Consider the following 17,515-nt stretch of genomic DNA (forward strand, 5'->3'; position numbering starts at 1 on the left):
CATGGTCAAGGTCTACGCAATCAATGGCGTCACGCCGGTGGTCCATCCAAGCGCTTACGTGCATCCGAGCGCGGTGCTGATCGGCGACGTGATCGTCGGCCCGCGCTGCTACGTCGGCCCGCTGGCCTCGATGCGCGGCGACTTTGGCCGGCTGATCCTCGCAGAAGGCGCCAATCTGCAAGACACCTGCGTCATGCACGGCTTTCCCGGCGAAGACACGGTGGTCGAAGTCGATGGCCACATCGGCCACGGCGCGGTGCTGCACGGCTGCCGCATCAAGCGCAACGCCATGGTCGGCATGAACGCCGTGGTGATGGACCGCGCCGTGGTGGGCGAGGAATCGATTGTCGCCGCCATGAGTTTTGTGAAGGCCGGCATGCTCATCCCGCCGCGCAGCATGGTCATGGGCACGCCGGCGCGTATCATGCGCGAACTGACGGACCAGGAAGTCAAATGGAAGAGCTTCGGCACCAGGCAGTACCACGACCTGGCGGTGCGCTCGATGGACACCATGCGCGAAGTCGAGGCGTTGACCGAAGTCGAGCCAAACCGCGCCCGCATCGACCTTGGCCCGGACCTGCATACCCATAAAGAATAGAACAGAGAATTAGGAGAAGACACCATGCAAACCATATCGACCCTGCAAAGCCTGATCGGCGGCCGCTGGCTCGGCGCCGAAGCGTCGGTGCCGCTGCACTGCGCGCTCAATAACAGCCTGATTTACCACACCCACGCCGAAAAGATCGACTTCGACGAGGCAGTCACCTATGCGCGCGGCACCGGCGTGCCGGCCCTGATGTCGCTCGACTTCCAGAAGCGCGCCGCCTGCCTCAAGGCGCTGGCGCTGTACCTGATGGAGCGCAAGGAAGAGCTGTACGCGATCTCGCACCTGACCGGCGCCACCCGCCCGGACAGCTGGGTCGATATCGAAGGCGGCATCGGCACCCTGTTCGCGTACGCCAGCATGGGCAGCCGCGAACTCCCGTCGAGCAACGTGCTGCACGAAGGCCCGGCGCTCGCGCTGGGCAAGAACGGCGGCTTTGCCGGTACCCACATCCTGGTGCCGCGCGGCGGGCTGGCGGTGCACATCAACGCCTTCAACTTCCCGATCTGGGGCCTGCTCGAAAAATTCGCGCCGAGCTTCCTGGCCGCGATGCCGTGCATCGGCAAACCCGCCACCGCCACCAGCTACCTGACCGAAGCCGTGGTCCGCATGATGCACGAGTCAAGCCTGCTGCCGGCGGGCGCGCTGCAACTGGTCATCGGCAGTACCGGCGACCTGCTCGACCGCCTGACCGGCGCCGACGTGGTGACGTTCACCGGTTCGGCCGATACCGCCGCCAAGCTGCGCGTGAACAAAAATCTGATCGCCCACTCGGTGCCGTTCACCGCCGAAGCCGATTCGCTCAACTGCGCCATCCTGGGGCCGGACGTCACGCCCGACGATGTCGAGTTCGACCTGTTCGTCAAGGAAGTCGCGCGCGAGATGACCGGCAAGGCCGGCCAGAAGTGCACCGCGATCCGCCGCATCATCGTACCGAAGCGGCACGTCGAGGCGGTGGGCGAGCGCCTGCGCGAACGCCTCGCAAAAATCGTCGTGGGCGATCCGTCGGTGAAAGAGGTGCGCATGGGCGCACTGGCGTCGATGGACCAGCACCGCGATGTGAGCGAGCGGGTCGAGATGCTCGCACGCGGCAACGAGATCTTGTTCGGCGCCAAGGACGGCTTCAAGCCGGTGGGCGATGGCGCTGCCAATGGCGCCTTCTTCTCGCCGACCCTGCTGCTGTGCCGCGACGGCATGAACAACGACGCCGTGCACGATATCGAAGCCTTTGGCCCGGTCAGCACGATGATGACCTATTCCGATCTGGACGAAGCGCTGGCGCTGGCCGCGCGCGGCAAAGGAAGCCTGGTCAGCACGCTGGTGACCAGGGACACCGCGATTGCGGCGCGCGCGGTGCCGGTGGCGGCGGCTTCGCACGGCCGCGTGCTGGTGCTCGAGCGCGAAGCGGCGGTCGATTCGACCGGCCACGGCTCGCCCCTGCCGCAGTTGAAGCACGGCGGTCCGGGCCGCGCCGGCGGCGGCGAGGAGTTGGGCGGGATTCGCGCGGTGCGCCACTTCTTGCAGCGCGCCGCGGTTCAGGGTTCGCCCACCATGCTGGCCGCGATCACGGGCGAGTACGTGCGCGGCGCGGCCGTGCGCGAGAGCGACCTGCACCCGTTCCGCAAGTATTTCGAGGAACTGCAAATGGGCGACTCGCTGCTCACGCACCGTCGCACGGTGAGCGAGGCCGATATCGTCAACTTCGGCGGGATTTCGGGCGACTATTTTTACATGCACTTCGACGAGATCGCGGCCAAGGATTCGCAGTTCGGCAAGCGCATCGCGCACGGCTACTTTGTGCTGTCGGCGGCGGCGGGCTTGTTCGTTTCGCCGGCGCCGGGCCCGGTGCTGGCCAACTACGGGCTGGATAATCTGCGCTTCATCACGCCGGTGGCGATTGGCGACACGATCCGCGCACGCCTGACGTGCAAGCGCAAGGTGGACCGCAACCGCACCGACGACAAGGGCGTGGGGCAGGGCGTGGTGGCGTGGGATGTGCAGGTCACCAACCAGCATGATGAGCTGGTGGCCAGTTACGATATTCTGACGCTGGTGATGAAGAAGGGGTGAGGGGCGCGGTGATATCTACCGCAACATTTAGCTCCGTCATTCCCGGCCTCGGCGGCCCCCTTGGCGGGAATCCAAGGCTTCGTAGCTTAGCAACGAAATTGGGTTCCCGCCTTCGCGGGAACGACGGTTTTTAGGCTAACGCTACTGGCACGTGCACAGGCTTTTTACACAAACCCCATATTGCGCGTACTTGCGTTGTAATTCCCCAGATTCGGCAGCAGCGCCAGCAACTCGCTGTTCGACACCCCCAGCCACGCGCCCATGGTGGCCGCGAACTGGTCCACCGACGTGGTCGGCAGCAAGCGCCCCTGGCCCACATCATCCGGGCCGCCATTGGCCACAATCGGCGCGGTGCCGTAAAAGCGCTTGCCCTTGACCGCGCCGCCCATCACAAAATGCATGCTGCCCCAGCCATGATCCGAGCCGTCGGCATTGCCCGCCATGGTGCGTCCGAAGTCCGAGGCGGTGAAGGTGGTCACCTTGTCGGCCACGCCCAGTTCCACCGTCGCCGCATAAAACGCCGCCATCGCGTCGCCCAGCCTGGTCATCAGCACCGGATGGTTGGTTGCCATGCCGTCGTGATTGTCGAAGCCGCCCATCGACACGAAAAACACTTGCCGTTTCGCGCCCAGGGTCGGACCGGCGGCGATCATGCGCGCCACCAGTTTCAACTGGTCGCCCAGGTTGTTTCCGGTCGGGAACGGAGTCTTCGGCGCCGGCGTCGAGGTCAAGGCCCCGGTCAGCACTTCATTGGCTTCGATCGAGCGCTTGCCGATGCGGTTGTATTCGTTTTCCAGCACGTTGCTGCGCTGCTGCGTCATCAAGGTGCGCAGCGCCGTCGAGGCCGCAGCCGAACCGAACAGCGAATTCTTCAGCCCCGCCAGCGGTACCGAGCCATTGGTCGATACCTGATATTGCACAGCGGTATTGCCCGACAAGAACACCGCATTGTTCGAGACGTTGATGCAGGTAAAGGTCGAGTGCGTATTGCTTGACTGGAACAGGTCGCCGATGCGTCCGCCCCAGCCGGAGGTGGCGCCTTCCGGCGACGAGGACTGGAATACCGACTGCTGGTCGTTGTGCGAAAACAGTTTTGGCGGCAGGCGCCCGGTCTTCTGGGTGTACTGGAGCTTGGTGGTCGGCTGCACCAGGTTGCCCACGTTCAGGATCACGGCCAGCTTGCCGTCATTAAAGATCGGCATCAGCGGCGCGAGGTTGGGCGCCAGCGCATACTGGTGCTGGAAACCGGCCGAGTCGACCGGCACCACGGTCGGAGTCAGCGCGGTCGCGCCCAGCGCGGCGCGGCTGTGCGCAAAATTGGGACGGAACGACTGGTACAGCGCGTGGCTGGTCTGGTCGTACGGCGTGACGGTATTCGCGTAGTCGTTGCCGCCGTACAGGAATACGCAGACCAGTGCCTTGTAGTCGGTGGCCGTGGCCGCGCTGGCCTCGGACATGGCGGCGATGTTGATCGCCCATGGCGCGGCCACGCCGGCGACCGACAGGGCCGAGGCGCGTTGCAGGAAGGCGCGGCGCGATGCATTGGTTCCATTTTTGTTTTGCATGGCTGCTTCCTATTTCTGGACGATGAATTCGGGTGAGGCGAGCACCAGCACCAGGGCCGCGTAGATGCGGTTCAGGCGGTGCGCTTCGGTGGTCTTCGGCATGGAATCGATCCCGCCCTTGATCAGGTTGAGCGTGGCCGGCGCCAGTTGTCCCGCCGCCAGTAGCAGGTTCAGCTCGTTGACCAGGTTCTCGGCCACCTCGGCCAGCGGCAGCAAGGCGCTGTAGTTGGCCTTGACGTCGCCCACGCCCCGGCTGACCACGCCCTGCATGTAGTTGACATAGCCGACCACGGTCGATTCGTTGGTGATCTGGAATTCCGGCGCCACCATGCGCGCATTGGCAATCTCGCTGTTGGGCGGCACATAGCCCGGACGGAAGAAATTGAATACCGTGCTGGAGCGGCCCGGGCTCTGCCCGAGGCGGGTGCCGGGGTCGGAGGTGTTGCCGATCGCCCAGGCATCCGATGGCGAACTGGCCTTGCAGGCGCGTGCCCAGGCCGTGAAGCGCAGCACCGGCTCGCGCAGTTTGCCGAAGTTGGGGTCGCTCAGCCGGTTTGGATTGCGCGCCTCGTCGTCCAGCAGAATGGCGGACACGACTTTGGCCAGGTTGCCCTTGACCCCTTTGCCATCGTTGTTGAACACGTTGGCGACCCGGGTCACGTAGGCGGGCGACGGGTTGCTCGTCACCAGGCGCTGGATCAGCTGGCGGCTGATGAACGGCGCCACGTTGGGATGCGCGTAGATGATGTCGAGCGCGCGGGTGACGCTGGTCAGGGCGTCGGTGCCGGCGGGAATGCTGCTGTCGAGGAATTCCTTGGCGCCCGATTCATGGCGGTTGGCCGACACGGCCATCGGCCGGCGCTTGTAGTCGGGCGAATTCATGTCGCCGCCAGCCAGGTCGTAGCCCCAGCCGGTGAATACGCGCGCCAGGCCGCTGATGTCGTCGAGGCCGTAGGTTTCCTGCTGCAGGCCGCCGCTGAGCTTGGGCGTGCCGTCGATGTTCAGCTGGACCAGGCCGATGGTAAACAGCTGCATGACTTCGCGCGCGTAGTTTTCGTCGGGCAGGGCGCCGGTGGTCGGATTCATCTTGACGTTGCCGCGATAGGTCAGGTACTCGCCCATCGGCGCGCTCAGCGACACTTGCTGGAGCAGGGTGCGGTAGTTGCCGAAAGCGTGGGACTCGAGCAAGTCCATGTGCGCGACGCCCGAAAAATTGCTCCAGCTGGCGCTGAAACCGGTGATCGAGGCCACCACGATTTCGGACAGCGCCAGGGTGACGCGCTGGCGCAGGGTGTCGGGCGCGCTGATCATCTTGCGCCAGAAGGCCGCATCGTGGCCGTTTTCGGTGTTCTTCAGGTCGGACGTGTTGTACTTTTTGCCGACCAGGTAGTCCCAGCGCGACTCGCCGCGCGGCATGGCGATTTGTTCGTTGATCCAGCCGGCGTAGCCCATCTGCTGCACGCGCGCGATTTGTTCGCGCGTGGCGCCCATCGACGCCTGGCCCAGGAAGCGCGAGGCTTCGGCGGGGGCGATTTTTTCAGCGACCGGCGTGGGGGTTGGGGTCGGGGTCGGCGTCGGGGTCGGGGTTGGTGTGGGAGTCGGGGTTGGTGTGGGCGTTGGTGTCGGAGTCGGCGTCGGCGTCGGCGTCGGCGTCGGTGTCGCAGGCGTCGGCGCGGTCGGGGTTGGCGTCGGGGTAGCCGGTGTCGGGACGGTCGGGGTTGGCTTGACAGGCGTCGGCACAGGGGGCGTCGGCACGGTCGGTGCGGGGCCGGAGGTGCCCGGCGTCGGCGTGACCGGCGTTGGCACGACCGGTGTCGGAACCGGCGTCGGCACCACCGGCGTCGGCACTACCGGCGTCGGCACTACCGGCGTCGGCACCACCGGCGTCGGCACGGCGGGTATCGGAACCACCGGTGTCGGCAGGATCACCGGCGGGGGCGTCAGGGCACCTACCGGAATCGACGAGCTGCTACTGCCGCCGCCGCAGGCCGCCAGCGCGGCGCTGGAGAGGAGGGCGGTGCCCGCCGTCGCCAGCCTGACCCTGGAAAGTGATTCATCGCCAGCAACATCAAGCTGGATTGTCAGCATGTCGGCGTTCAGTTCGACGCCAGCGTCATCCTCGACACCCGCGTCGAGTAGTTGTTGCTCTTGCATGAAGTTATTCCCGGTGTGTCCACGACCACAGATAATAGGTGATTAGCGGAAACAAATAAACGTTAGGTTTTGTTTATTTTGTAACAAGGGCATCATTTTCGCCTTGTTTGCAACACTGTTTCACGCCGCGGAGCGCGCAGGTGTGGATATATGAGCAAGGCGGCCGTCCAGCCGCCTTGCGTAAATTGAATCATCGCGCGACGCGCTTCAGCGTCCGATGCCGAACGGATCGTCGATCGAATGGGCCGGTTCGGTGAACCACGTCGGCCCCGCAGCCGTCATATAGAAGTGATCTTCAAGGCGCACCCCGAATTCGCCCGGAATGCAGATCATCGGCTCGTTCGAAAAGCACATGCCCACATCGAGCGGCGTGCTGTCGCTGCCGACCAGGTAGGGCCACTCGTGGATATCCATGCCGATGCCATGGCCGGTGCGGTGCGGCAGGCCTGGCAGCTTGTAGCCGGGACCGAAGCCGTTCGATTCGAGCGAGGCGCGCGCGGCGGCGTCCACCTCGCGGCAAGGCACGCCCAGTTGCGCCGCCGCGAACGCGGCCAGCTGCGCCGCCTTCTCGGCATTCCACACGAAGCGCTGGCGCTCGCTGATCTCGCCGAACACGTAGGTGCGCGTGATGTCCGAAATGTAGCCATGCACCTGGCAGCCGGTGTCGATCAGGACCACGTCGCCCTGTTTCAGGGTCTGCGCGTAGCTGACGCCGTGCGGATAGGCGGTCGCCTCGCCGAACAGCACGATGCAAAAATACGAACCGGGCGCGCCGACCTTGCGGTGCGCGCGCGCGATGAAGTCGCTCACCTCCACCGTGGTGATCCCCTCGTGCAGGATGCTGGCGGCGGCCTTGTGCACTTCCAGCGTCATGTCCTTCACACGCTGCATCAGCGCGATTTCGGCGGGCGACTTGCGCGCGCGGCAGAACGCCGTGACGCTCTTGGCGTTTTCGAGCGCGTAGCCGGCGGCCAGCGGGCCGATGCCGTCGGCGATGAAGAACGCCGCGCTCTCGCAAATGCCGATGCGCGGCGCTCTGGCCGCATTCGGCTTGACGCCCATGCGCGCCAGCACGTCGATGAACAGCTGGTAAGGGCTCTCGTGCTCTTCCCAGCAATTGACCTTGCCCTTGACGAGCATGAAGTCGGTCAGCGAGCCCTCTTCGAACACCGGTGCGATGTATTCGAGCGCGCCCACGGCCGGCAAAATGGCGCCGACCATGCGTTCGCTGGCATACCACTTGGTGCCCGTGAAGTAGCGCATGTTGGTACCCGCGTTGAGGAACACCGCGCCGATGCCCTGTTCCAGCATGAAGGCCTGGGCGCGCGCGATGCGCTCTTTGTGTTCTTGCTTGCCGATCGGGGCCATGCCGCCGGTCATGTCGGACAAGGCGGCCAGCGCCTCGTCCATGCTCTTGCCGCCAATGTTCAATGCGTTCATTTCTTTTTCGGTTCCGTGTCAGTATCGGTCGAGAAGTTCAGTTCCGGCGTGGTGTCGTCGTCCTTCTTGGCAGCGTCGCCGCCCTTCGTTTTGGCGTCGGCGTCGCTGTCGGTCGAGAAGTTCAGATCCGGGGTGCTGTCGTCGTCCGCCTTGCCGGCCTCGCTTGCCGGGGCATCGATTTTCAGTTCGATCTGTTCGTCCATGTCGACCTTCTTCTCGACCGAGACCAGGTGCGGGAAGGCGATGATCAGGCTGACCATGATCACCTGGATCACCACGAACGGGATCGCGCCCCAGTAAATGTCGGAGGTCTTGACCTCTTTCGGCGCCACCGATCTCAAATAGAACAGCGCGAATCCGAACGGCGGATGCATGAAGGAAGTCTGCATGTTCACGCCCAGCAGCACCCCGAACCAGACCAGGTCGATCCCCAGCTTGTTGGCCACCGGGCCGACCAGCGGCACCAGGATGAAGGCCAGCTCGAAGAAGTCGAGGAAGAAGGCCAGCACGAAGAACATGACGTTGACCACGATCAGGAAGCCGGTCACCCCGCCCGGAAGGCTGGTCAGCAGGTGCTCGACCCACAGGTCGCCGTCCACGCCGCGGAACACCAGCGCGAACACGGTCGAGCCGATCAGGATGAACATGACGAAGCACGACAGGCGCGTGGTCGAATTCATCGCTTGCTTGAGCAGGCTCCAGGACAGGCGGCCATTGAGCATGGCCAGAATGATCGCGCCCAGCGCGCCCATGCCGCCGCCTTCGGTCGGAGTGGCGATGCCGACGAAAATCGTGCCCAGCACCAGGAAGATCAGCGCCAGCGGCGGCACCAGCACGAACACCACCTTTTCGGCCATGCGCGAGAGCAGGCCGAGTTTCAGGTGGCGGTTGGCCAGGGCGAACGAAAAGGTCAGCGCAATGCCGGCCGCAGCGGCATAAATACCCAGTTCGTCGCTTTTCAGTTGCGGGTGGCTGGCGCCCCAGACCAGGGCGAAAGCATACGACACGGCGACCGTGCCGAGCACCAGGAACAGCAGCGACATTGCGCCGCTGTCGCCGTTCGGCTCGCGCAGGTTGCGCGCTTCGAGCGGCAGCGCCGGCACGTGGTGCGGCTTGAAGATCGACAGCGCCAGCACGTAGCCGGCGTACATCGCGGTGAGCATCAGGCCGGGGATGAAAGCGGCCTTGTACATGTCGCCCACCGATTTGCCCAGCTGGTCGGCCATCACGATCAGCACCAGCGAGGGCGGGATGATCTGCGCCAGCGTGCCGGAGGCGGCGATCACGCCCGAGGCGAGGCGCTTGTCGTACCCGTAGCGCAGCATCACCGGCAGCGAAATGAGGCCCATCGAAATCACCGACGCCGCCACCACGCCGGTGGTTGCGGCCAGCAGCGCGCCGACGAAAATGACCGCATAGGCCACGCCGCCGCGAATCGGCCCGAATAGCTGGCCAATGGTGTCGAGCAGGTCCTCCGCCATCCCCGACCTTTCCAGGATCAATCCCATGAAGGTAAAGAAGGGGATCGCCAGCAGGTTCTCGCTGCCCATGATGCCGAAGATCCGGTTGGGCAGCGCCTGCAGCAGTTCGGGTTTGAGCAAACCGAGCTCGATGCCGACCAGGCCGAAAAACAGGCCGTTGGCGGCCAGTGAAAATGCGACCGGAAAACCGGACAGCAAGAAGATGACCAGCGCCCCAAACATGATGGGCGCCAGGTTGGCGATGATGAATTGTTCCATGTGTCCCTGACCGAAGTGGCTGTGTGCTTGACTGCTAACCGAGATTGTTGGCGGCTTTGATCGCGTCGATCTCGTCCTGCGGCGTGGTGGCCTGCTTGGTGAACGAGCTGGCGTCGATGCGGCCGGCCAAAAACGCGATGCGCTTGATGATTTCGGACAGGCCCTGCAGGATGATCAGCGCAAAGGCGACCGGAATGAGCAGTTTGGCGGGCCAGACGATCAGGCCACCGGCGTTGCTCGACATTTCGGCGCTGACGATCGACAGATGGGCAAAGGGGATGCCGTACCACAGGATCAGCAGCGAGACGGGCATCAGGAACAGCAAGAAGCCGAACAGTTCGATCCAGACCTGGGTGCGCCGCGAAAAGCGTCCGACGATCACGTCGATGCGCACATGCTCGTCGCGTTTGAGCGTGTAGGCCGAGGCCAGCATGAACATGGCGCCGTACAGGTACCACTGGATTTCGAGCCAGGCATTGGAACTGATATTGAAGATGTAGCGGATCAGGGCATTGCCGGCGCAGATGAGGACCGCGGCCAGCAAGGCCCAGCTGACGGCGTTGGCGATCTTCTCATTGAGAGTATCGATCGCGCGCGACAGCGGGACGAAAAGTGACATGAGCATGGTGCTGGTATCTCCGGTAGTTTCAAACAAAAAGTTCAAAAACAAGCACAAGCGCCGGCGTCTTGCGCGCCGGTCGGCTTAAGTACAGCTCACTGCTGGTGCGCTACCCCGCCAGCTGGGCGCGCACGCGGGCGATCGCCGCGCGCACCTGGCGCGGCGCGGTGCCGCCCACATGGTCGCGCGCCGCCACCGAGCCTTCCAGGGTCAGTACCGCGAACACATCGTCGCCGATCAGGCTTGAGAACGCGCGCAGCTGGTCGAGCGACATCTCCGCCAGGTCGTATTCGAGGTCGTCGCAGGCACGCACGGCGCGCGCCACGGCTTCGTGGGCGTCGCGGAACGGCAGGCCTTTCTTGACCAGGTAGTCGGCCAGGTCGGTCGCGGTGGCGTAGCCCTGCAGGGCGGCGGCGCGCATGTTGTCCGGCTTGACCGTGATCCCGCCGGCCATGTCGGCGAAGATGCGCAGGGTGTCGACCAGGGTGTCGACGGTGTCGAACAGCGGCTCCTTGTCTTCCTGGTTATCCTTGTTGTAGGCCAGCGGCTGGCCTTTCATCAGGGTCAGGAGGCCGGTCAGGTGGCCGTACACGCGGCCGGTTTTACCGCGCGCCAGTTCCGGCACATCCGGGTTTTTCTTTTGCGGCATGATCGAGGAGCCGGTGCAGAAGCGGTCGGCGATGTCGATGAAACCGACCCGTGGGCTCATCCAGATCACCAGTTCTTCCGACATGCGCGAGATGTGCGTCATGATCAGGGCGCCGGCGGCGCAGAACTCGATCGCGAAATCGCGGTCCGAGACGGCGTCGAGCGAATTGTGGCAAACGTCGTCGAAGCCGAGCGTGCGGGCCACCCGTTCGCGGTCGATCGGGAAGGTGGTGCCGGCCAGCGCGGCGGCGCCCAGCGGCAGGCGGTTGACGCGCTTGCGGGCGTCCTGCATGCGTTCGACGTCGCGCCCGAACATCTCGACATAGGCCAGCATGTGGTGGCCGAAGGTGATCGGCTGGGCCACCTGCATGTGGGTAAAACCGGGCATGATGGTGTCGGCGTTCTGTTCCGCCAGATCGGTGAGGGCGGCGCGCAGGCCGTTCAGCAGCACCACGATATCGTCGATGGCGGCGCGTACGTACAGGCGGATGTCGGTGGCCACCTGGTCGTTGCGCGAGCGTCCCGTGTGCAGGCGCTTGCCGGCGTCGCCAACCAGTTCGGTCAGGCGTTTTTCGATATTCAGGTGGACGTCTTCCAGGTCGAGCAGCCATTCGAAGCTGCCGGCCTCGATTTCGCCCTTGATCTGGGCCATGCCGCGTTCGATCCCGGCGCGGTCTTCGGCGCTGATGATCCGCTGGGCGGCCAGCATTTCGGCGTGCGCGAGCGAACCCTGTATATCGAACAGGGCCAGGCGTTTATCGAAAAAGACGGAAGCGGTGTAGCGTTTGACGAGGTCGGAGACGGGTTCGGAAAAGCGCGCCGACCAGGCTTCGCCCTTCTTTGAAAGTTGTGCGGTCATGTGAATAGTTCCTTTACGTTACCTGATTATAAACAAGGAAAGCGGGCTGCGGGCAATTCCTGTTGGGGGGTTGTTGGGGCGTTCCGAATTCGCGCGCGGGCCTTGCGCTGGCGGCGAACGAAGGTAGAATTGTTTCTTTTCACGGGATGCGTCCAGCCATGTCCAATTTACAGATCAGTACCGACCGCACGCAGCTCGATGTCCCGATGATTTATCGCTTCCTGAGCGAGCAGTCGACGTGGGCGGTCGGCATCTCGCGCCCGGTGGTGGAGCGCGCGATCGAGAATTCCCTGTGTTTCGGCGGCTATGTGGACGGCCGCCAGGTGGCGTTCGCGCGGGTGATTACCGATTTTGCGACTTTTGGTAATCTGGTGGATGTATTTGTGATTCCCGAATACCGCGGGCGCGGATTCAGCAAGGAGATCATGAAGGCGGTGCTGGCGCATCCGAGCCTGAAAGGGCTGCGCAGGTTGACGCTGGCGACGGGGGACGCGCATGCCCTGTATGCGCAGTTCGGATTCACCCCGCCGCAAAGGCCGGAGTCGCTCATGGAGCGGTATTTCCCGAATATCTACGTCAGTTGACGGCACGCTGTTGTAACTGCCACTGGCATCTATCAGAAACTACTAAGCTAAAAACCGTCATTCCCGCCTCCGCGGGAATGACGGTTTGAAGTGTCGTGGCCGTTAAGACATAAGATCAACTCCAATTCGTCAGCGCCGGCGGAATCAGCAACAGCAGCGCCATCACAAAATACGCCAGTTGCAGCGGCACCATCCACTTGGCCCAGGTAATCCAGGGAATGCGCGCCAGTGCCAGCACGCCCACCGTCACGCCCGAGGTCGGAATCATCGGCAAGGTCAGCTCGCCCAGCTGGAACGCCAGCACGGCGGTCTGGCGCGAAATGCCCACCAGGTCGGCCAGCGGCGCCATGATCGGCATGGTCAGCGCGGCCTGCCCGGTGCCGGAGTGGATGAAGAAGTTAATCACCGTCTGGATAATGAACATCTTTTGCGCCGCGAACACCGGATTGGCCGACTGCACCAGCGGCACCAGCGAATGGAGCATGGTGTCGATGATTTTGGCATCCTGCGCCAGGATCATGGTGCCGCGCGCGAGCGCGATCACCAGCGCGGTGCCGACCAGGTCGCGCGCGCCGTGCAAAAAGGCCGCCACGAATTCGTCGCTGTCGAGCCGCCCGATGATGCCGACCACGATCGCCATCACCATGAACAGGGCGGCGATCTCGTTGATGTACCAGCCGAAGTGGATCACGCCGACCACCATGGCCGTCATGAAGCCGACGAACAGCAGCAGCACCACGGCGTGGGTGGTGGTCATGCCGGTCAGGTTGGTGAGGGCGGCGCTGCTTTCCTTGCGCTTTTCGATATCGAGCGCGTACGACGGGCTGCGGGTCGGGTCTTTCTTGATGCGCGCCGCGTACCACATCAGGAACGCGATGGTCAGCGCGGTGGCCACGAACCAGACGATCAGGCGGTAGCCTATGCCCGAAAACATCTCGATCCCGGCGATATTCTGCGCCACGCCGACATTGAACGGATTTAAGAAGGCGGCCGCGAAGCCCACCTGGGCGCTCAGGAACGGAATCGACACGCCGATGATCGAGTCGTAGCCAAGGGCGAGCGCCAGCGGCACGAAAATGAGCACGAACGGAATCGACTCCTCGCTCATGCCGAAGGTGGCCCCGCCCAGCGAGAAGATGGTCACGAACACCGGAATGAGCATGGCCCGCACGAAGCGCGAGTGCGTGTGCGCGCGCGCCACGCTGCGGATCATGGCGTCGAGCGCCTCGGTCTTTTGCAGCACCGCGAACGCGCCGCCGACAATCAGCACGAAGCCGATGATCTGGGCCGCTTCCTTGAAGCCTTTGATGGGCGCCATCATCAGCGCCACGAAGCCCTGCGGATTACTCTGCACGTAATGGAAGGAGCCGGGATCGATACGCGGTTTGCCATCGACCATGACGGTATCGTACTGGCCGCCCGGCACCAGCCAGGTGGCCACGGCGATCATCGCCAGGATCAGGAACAGCAGGACGAAGGTATTGGGGATGCGCAGTTTCATTGGCTGAGCAGCTTTCCGGCGCGGTAAGCCACGGGTCCCGCGATCTTACCGACCGCCATGCCGCGCAGCAGATGGCGGTGCGCGGTGCGGGCGAAGAACACGCCGTCGACGCTGCAGCGCAGGGTGGTGGTGCGTCCGCTGACCGGGTCGACCAGGTCGGCGATGGCGTCGCCGGCCACCACCTTCTCGCCCAGGTTCTTGAGGAACACCAGCACGCCGGCATGCGGCGCGGCGATCGGCTCCACGCCTTCGAGCGGGGTCGGGGCGCACAGGGGCGTGGGCAGGTCCGTCAGCGCCATATCGAGCACGCCGGCATGCGCCAAAAATTGCTGCAGGGCGCGCGCGTCGCCCCCGGCCAGTTCGTAGTTCACATCGCGCTCGCCGCGCAGCTCCACGGTGGTCGACAGGCAGGCCGGCGGAATCGGAAAGGCCGGCCCGAAGTGCGCCGCCAGGTCCCACCACAGGCGCGAACACGCTTCGTCGAACGGTTCGCCGCCGGCCTCCAGGGCCAGCAGCACGCTGTGCGCCTGCATCAGCGCCGCCAGCGGCGCCACCGCGTCCGCCAGCGGGGTGCCCGCATAAATATGCAGCACCGCTTCGTTATCGCAGTGCAGGTCGAGCACGATGTCGGCGTCGATCGCCATTCCGAGCAGGATTTTCTTGAGCGTGTCGGCGTCGGTTTTCGGCTCCCAGGCGGCGACCGAGTCGCGCGCGTGGGCGCGGATCAGGGCCACGTTGGCACCGGCGTCCGGGCCGAGTAAACCTGCCAGCGAGGTTTTCAGGTCCTCGGCCACGTGCTTGTAGGCGCGGTTGAAATTGGTTCCGGTCGAGAGGTCGAAGCGGCCGAACGGCGCGCCGTGGATGGCCTGCGCCAGCCCGAGCGGATTGGCCGCCGGGACCAGGATGATCTCGCCGCGGATCTTGCCGGCCGCGTCCAGCAGCTGCAATTGCTTGCGCAGGAACTGCGCCACCAGCATGGGCGGCACTTCGTCGGCGTGCAGCGCGGCCTGGATATACACCTTCTTGCCGGTGCCCGGCGCGCCGAAATGGAAACTGGCCAGTTGCGAGGACATGCTGCTGTCCTCGAGGGAGATGCGATGGGTGTTTGCTTGCATGATCAGGACCGTGAAATGAAGTCAGCCGGAAGTGTGGCATAAAAAACCGCCGCCGCGCCGGGTCCATTTCTGGAATACGACATATTATTTCTGAGCGGGGTATCATCTTGCCTGCACATAACATCGGCTGCGCGCTGGCCTGTACTGGCCCGCGCAGCCCGACCTACCGAATAAGGAAGAACCACCGATGCTGAACCTGGCCCGCCGATACTTACAGTTCCTGTTCCTCTTCCTGCTGGCGGCGGGTCAGGCGCAGGCGGCGGCAGCGGCCGCAGCGGCCGCGCCCACGGTGCCGCCGGGCGGGCCGAAAGGCTCGCTGGTGATCATCGGCGGCGCGCTGCGCGGCGAGAACGCGGCGGTGTGGAAGCGCATCGTCGAACTGGCGGGCGGCCCGGGCGCGCGCATCGCCGTCTTCGGCTCGGCCTCGGCCAGCCCGGACGTCGCGGGCAAGAACAATATCGAGGTGCTCAACTCCTACGGCGCCGACGCCTTTTTCGTTCCGGTGGCGGTCAAGCTGAAAGACACCGACTACCGCATCGCGGCCAACGACCAGGCGCTGGCGGACGCGGTGCGCCACGCCGACGGCGCCTATTTCGTCGGCGGCAACCAGGCCCGCATCACCGAAGCGCTGCGCAAGAAAGACGGCAGCAGCACCCGCGTGCTCGACGCCTTGTGGGCCATGTACCGTAACGGCGGCGTCATCGCCGGCACCAGCGCGGGGGCGGCGATCATGAGCGAGACCATGTTCTACGATGCCAGCTCGGTGCTCTCGACCCTCAAGCGCGGCGTGGCCGATGGCATGGAACTGTCGCCGGGCCTGGGCTTCGTCGGCAAGGATGTCTTCGTGGACCAGCACTTGCTGGTGCGCGGCCGCTTCGGGCGCATGCTGCCGGCCATGCTGGCCAAGGGCTACAAGATGGGACTGGGGATCGACGAGAATACCTCGATGATCATCCATGGCAACCGCGATGTGGAAGTACTCGGCTACAAGGGCGCGCTGATGATCGATTTGAGCGGCGCCACGTTCACGCCGGGCGACTTCAACGTCAGTAACGCCAAACTCAGTTACCTCGATAACGGCGACCGCTTCAATCTGCAGAATGGCGTATTTACGCCGTCGATCGAAAAGCTGGCCAACAAGCTCGATTCGTCCAGGCCGTATTATCGCGGTCCGCTGTTCTTTGCCGATATTCTCGGTAACACGACGGTGGTGGACCTGATGCACCGCCTGATCGACAGCGACCAGACCGACGCCATCGGCCTGACCCTGGGCAGCCCGCGCGACCTGCAGCCGGAACTCGGCTTCGAGTTCCGCTTCAGCCGCACCAAGGAAAGCATCGGCTACATGTCGGCCATTTCGGATATGTACTCGGTGTTTAACATCCGCCTCGACGTGCTGCCGATCCTGATCCGCCAGCCGCTGTACCAGTACAAGTAAGCCTGCAAGAAAACGCTACAGGTAGCGCACCCAGGCTTGGGTGCTGGCCCGCTTGTAGCGCCCGAACCAGCGGCACGGATAGTACAGTGCCGCGATCACCGCCACCGACCAGAGCCAGACTTCGCCGATCCCGCCCGCCTGGTGCGCCTGCCCGCCCGACAGGGCGGCCGTCAGTCCGCGCAGCGCGAGCAGCAGGTACAGGTGGGCCAGGTAGTAGAACAGGGGGGCGCCGCCGAACGTGGCGCAAAAGGCCACCACCCTTTCGTTCGCCACGCGTGTGCACGCCGCTTCCATCCACGCCAGCGCGATCAGGCCCACGCCGAGCGTCATCAGCAAAAAGTTGAACGAGGGCGGGTACTTGGTCAGGTTCAGGAACGACATCGCCGTGTGCAGCAGGTCGGCCTGCACGCTCCATGGCAGCGTTTCGCCATAGATGTTAAAACCGCGCAGCAGCGCAAGCAGCGACAGGCAGGCCGCGCCGCCGAGCAGCAGGATGCGGCGCCGCGCGCCCGGTTCCACCTTGTTCGAGAACAGCGGACCAGCCGCGTAGCCGAGCAGGATCACCCCGATCCATGCCAGCAGCGGATAACTGATCTTCACGCGCACCGGGCCATCGCCCACCAGGAAGCCGCGCTGTTCCAGCACCGTCCAGGCGGCGTGCGCAAAGCTGCCCGGTTCCAGGCCGGGGAAGGACAATGCGTTGTGGCTGGCGACGATGACGCCGCCGAGCAGCGCGAGCCAGCGCAGCGGCAGCTTGTGCAGCAGGGCCAGCGCGATCATCGACAGCCCGATTACCCAGATCACCTGCAAATACAGCACCGGGGGCGGGAAGCGGCCCGACCACGCAAAACTGACGAACACCAGTTCCAGCACGATCAAAAAGAGCCCGCGCTTGAGCAGGAAAGCCCGTGGGCTGCGCGGGCCGGACGGCGGATTGGCGTACAGCCAGGCCGACAGGCCGGTCAGGAACACGAACATCGGCGCGCAGAAGTGCGCCGCCACGCGGCTGAAGAACAGCGACGGCTCGGTCGTGGCCAGGTCCATCGGGTCGCCGACCTTGCGGTGCAAAAAGAAGGTTTCGCGCGCGTGGTCGAGCGTCATGATCAGGATGATCAGGCCGCGCAGCGCGTCGATGGCGGCGATGCGCTTGGTGGGTGCGATGGCGAGAGCGGTCACTGA

The 17,515-nt window shown here is 64.4% G+C and carries 13 protein-coding genes; 4 read left to right on the plus strand and 9 right to left on the minus strand.

Annotation, left to right across the window (positions count from 1 at the left end; genetic code table 11):
• The first annotated feature begins 1 nt into the window (after window position 1).
• Both paaY and paaZ read left to right on the plus strand, forming a co-directional pair.
• Window positions 2–598, plus strand: a complete 597-nt coding sequence (gene paaY / locus F2P45_RS06695; RefSeq protein WP_166871792.1) for a phenylacetic acid degradation protein PaaY — start codon at window positions 2–4, stop codon at window positions 596–598.
• Between the two features lie 24 nt (window positions 599–622).
• Window positions 623–2,674 carry a phenylacetic acid degradation bifunctional protein PaaZ gene (gene paaZ / locus F2P45_RS06700; RefSeq protein ID WP_166871795.1) on the plus strand — a complete coding sequence of 684 codons (2,052 nt, stop codon included), beginning with the start codon at window positions 623–625 and terminating at the stop codon, window positions 2,672–2,674.
• 164 nt (window positions 2,675–2,838) lie between these two features.
• On the opposite strand, the gene F2P45_RS06705 is transcribed toward paaZ, so the two are convergent.
• From F2P45_RS06705 to argH, 6 genes are all read right to left on the minus strand, one after another.
• Window positions 2,839–4,239, minus strand: coding sequence for a DUF1501 domain-containing protein (locus tag F2P45_RS06705; RefSeq protein WP_229504942.1), 1,401 nt, complete (start codon window positions 4,237–4,239; stop codon window positions 2,839–2,841).
• Between the two features lie 9 nt (window positions 4,240–4,248).
• Window positions 4,249–6,393 carry a DUF1800 domain-containing protein gene (locus F2P45_RS06710; RefSeq protein WP_229504943.1) on the minus strand — a complete coding sequence of 715 codons (2,145 nt, stop codon included), beginning with the start codon at window positions 6,391–6,393 and terminating at the stop codon, window positions 4,249–4,251.
• Between the two features lie 207 nt (window positions 6,394–6,600).
• Window positions 6,601–7,824, minus strand: a complete 1,224-nt coding sequence (locus tag F2P45_RS06720) for a M24 family metallopeptidase (protein WP_308613382.1) — start codon at window positions 7,822–7,824, stop codon at window positions 6,601–6,603.
• A 5-nt stretch (window positions 7,825–7,829) separates the two neighbouring features.
• Window positions 7,830–9,572, minus strand: coding sequence for a TRAP transporter large permease (locus F2P45_RS06725; protein ID WP_166871801.1), 1,743 nt, complete (start codon window positions 9,570–9,572; stop codon window positions 7,830–7,832).
• A 34-nt stretch (window positions 9,573–9,606) separates the two neighbouring features.
• Window positions 9,607–10,191 (minus strand): TRAP transporter small permease subunit, encoded by a 585-nt coding sequence (locus F2P45_RS06730; RefSeq protein ID WP_166872343.1) that lies wholly within the window; start codon window positions 10,189–10,191, stop codon window positions 9,607–9,609.
• Window positions 10,192–10,300: 109 nt separating this feature from the next.
• The gene (gene argH, locus F2P45_RS06735; RefSeq protein ID WP_166871804.1) at window positions 10,301–11,698 is read right to left on the minus strand and encodes an argininosuccinate lyase; all 1,398 of its coding nucleotides are present in this window, start codon (window positions 11,696–11,698) and stop codon (window positions 10,301–10,303) included.
• A 206-nt stretch (window positions 11,699–11,904) separates the two neighbouring features.
• On the opposite strand from argH, the gene F2P45_RS06740 reads away from it, so the two are divergent.
• Window positions 11,905–12,282, plus strand: coding sequence for a GNAT family N-acetyltransferase (locus tag F2P45_RS06740; protein WP_229504944.1), 378 nt, complete (start codon window positions 11,905–11,907; stop codon window positions 12,280–12,282).
• A 115-nt stretch (window positions 12,283–12,397) separates the two neighbouring features.
• Here the strand turns inward: F2P45_RS06740 and F2P45_RS06745 are convergent, their stop codons facing one another.
• Entirely contained in the window at window positions 12,398–13,783 is a 1,386-nt protein-coding gene (locus F2P45_RS06745; protein WP_166871811.1) for a YfcC family protein, read from the minus strand.
• A complete protein-coding gene (locus tag F2P45_RS06750; RefSeq protein ID WP_166871814.1) occupies window positions 13,780–14,898 on the minus strand; it encodes a succinylglutamate desuccinylase/aspartoacylase family protein in 1,119 nt (372 codons plus the stop codon). The genes F2P45_RS06745 and F2P45_RS06750 overlap by 4 nt, the downstream gene beginning before the upstream one ends.
• Before the next feature lie 187 nt (window positions 14,899–15,085).
• Between F2P45_RS06750 and F2P45_RS06755 the strand changes: the two genes are divergently transcribed.
• Window positions 15,086–16,336 carry a cyanophycinase gene (locus tag F2P45_RS06755; RefSeq protein ID WP_166871817.1) on the plus strand — a complete coding sequence of 417 codons (1,251 nt, stop codon included), beginning with the start codon at window positions 15,086–15,088 and terminating at the stop codon, window positions 16,334–16,336.
• Between the two features lie 15 nt (window positions 16,337–16,351).
• Here the strand turns inward: F2P45_RS06755 and F2P45_RS06760 are convergent, their stop codons facing one another.
• Window positions 16,352–17,512 carry an acetyltransferase domain-containing protein gene (locus F2P45_RS06760; RefSeq protein ID WP_370663215.1) on the minus strand — a complete coding sequence of 387 codons (1,161 nt, stop codon included), beginning with the start codon at window positions 17,510–17,512 and terminating at the stop codon, window positions 16,352–16,354.
• Between the last annotated feature and the right edge of the window lie 3 nt (window positions 17,513–17,515).

Source organism: Massilia mucilaginosa (assembly GCF_011682145.1).
In the GTDB taxonomy this organism is placed as follows: domain Bacteria; phylum Pseudomonadota; class Gammaproteobacteria; order Burkholderiales; family Burkholderiaceae_D; genus Telluria_A; species Telluria_A mucilaginosa.

Bases quoted from the DNA above. Each gene is read 5' to 3' on its own strand.
- F2P45_RS06730 (WP_166872343.1), bottom strand. From the start codon at position 10,191: ATGTCACTTTTCGTCCCGCTGTCGCGCGCGATCGATACTCTCAATGAG.
- F2P45_RS06710 (WP_229504943.1), bottom strand. From the start codon at position 6,393: ATGCAAGAGCAACAACTACTCGACGCGGGTGTCGAGGATGACGCTGGC.
- F2P45_RS06745 (WP_166871811.1), bottom strand. From the start codon at position 13,783: ATGAAACTGCGCATCCCCAATACCTTCGTCCTGCTGTTCCTGATCCTG.
- F2P45_RS06755 (WP_166871817.1), top strand. From the start codon at position 15,086: ATGCTGAACCTGGCCCGCCGATACTTACAGTTCCTGTTCCTCTTCCTG.
- F2P45_RS06705 (WP_229504942.1), bottom strand. From the start codon at position 4,239: ATGCAAAACAAAAATGGAACCAATGCATCGCGCCGCGCCTTCCTGCAA.
- F2P45_RS06725 (WP_166871801.1), bottom strand. From the start codon at position 9,572: ATGGAACAATTCATCATCGCCAACCTGGCGCCCATCATGTTTGGGGCG.
- paaY (WP_166871792.1), top strand. From the start codon at position 2: ATGGTCAAGGTCTACGCAATCAATGGCGTCACGCCGGTGGTCCATCCA.
- paaZ (WP_166871795.1), top strand. From the start codon at position 623: ATGCAAACCATATCGACCCTGCAAAGCCTGATCGGCGGCCGCTGGCTC.
- F2P45_RS06750 (WP_166871814.1), bottom strand. From the start codon at position 14,898: ATGCAAGCAAACACCCATCGCATCTCCCTCGAGGACAGCAGCATGTCC.
- F2P45_RS06740 (WP_229504944.1), top strand. From the start codon at position 11,905: ATGATTTATCGCTTCCTGAGCGAGCAGTCGACGTGGGCGGTCGGCATC.
- argH (WP_166871804.1), bottom strand. From the start codon at position 11,698: ATGACCGCACAACTTTCAAAGAAGGGCGAAGCCTGGTCGGCGCGCTTT.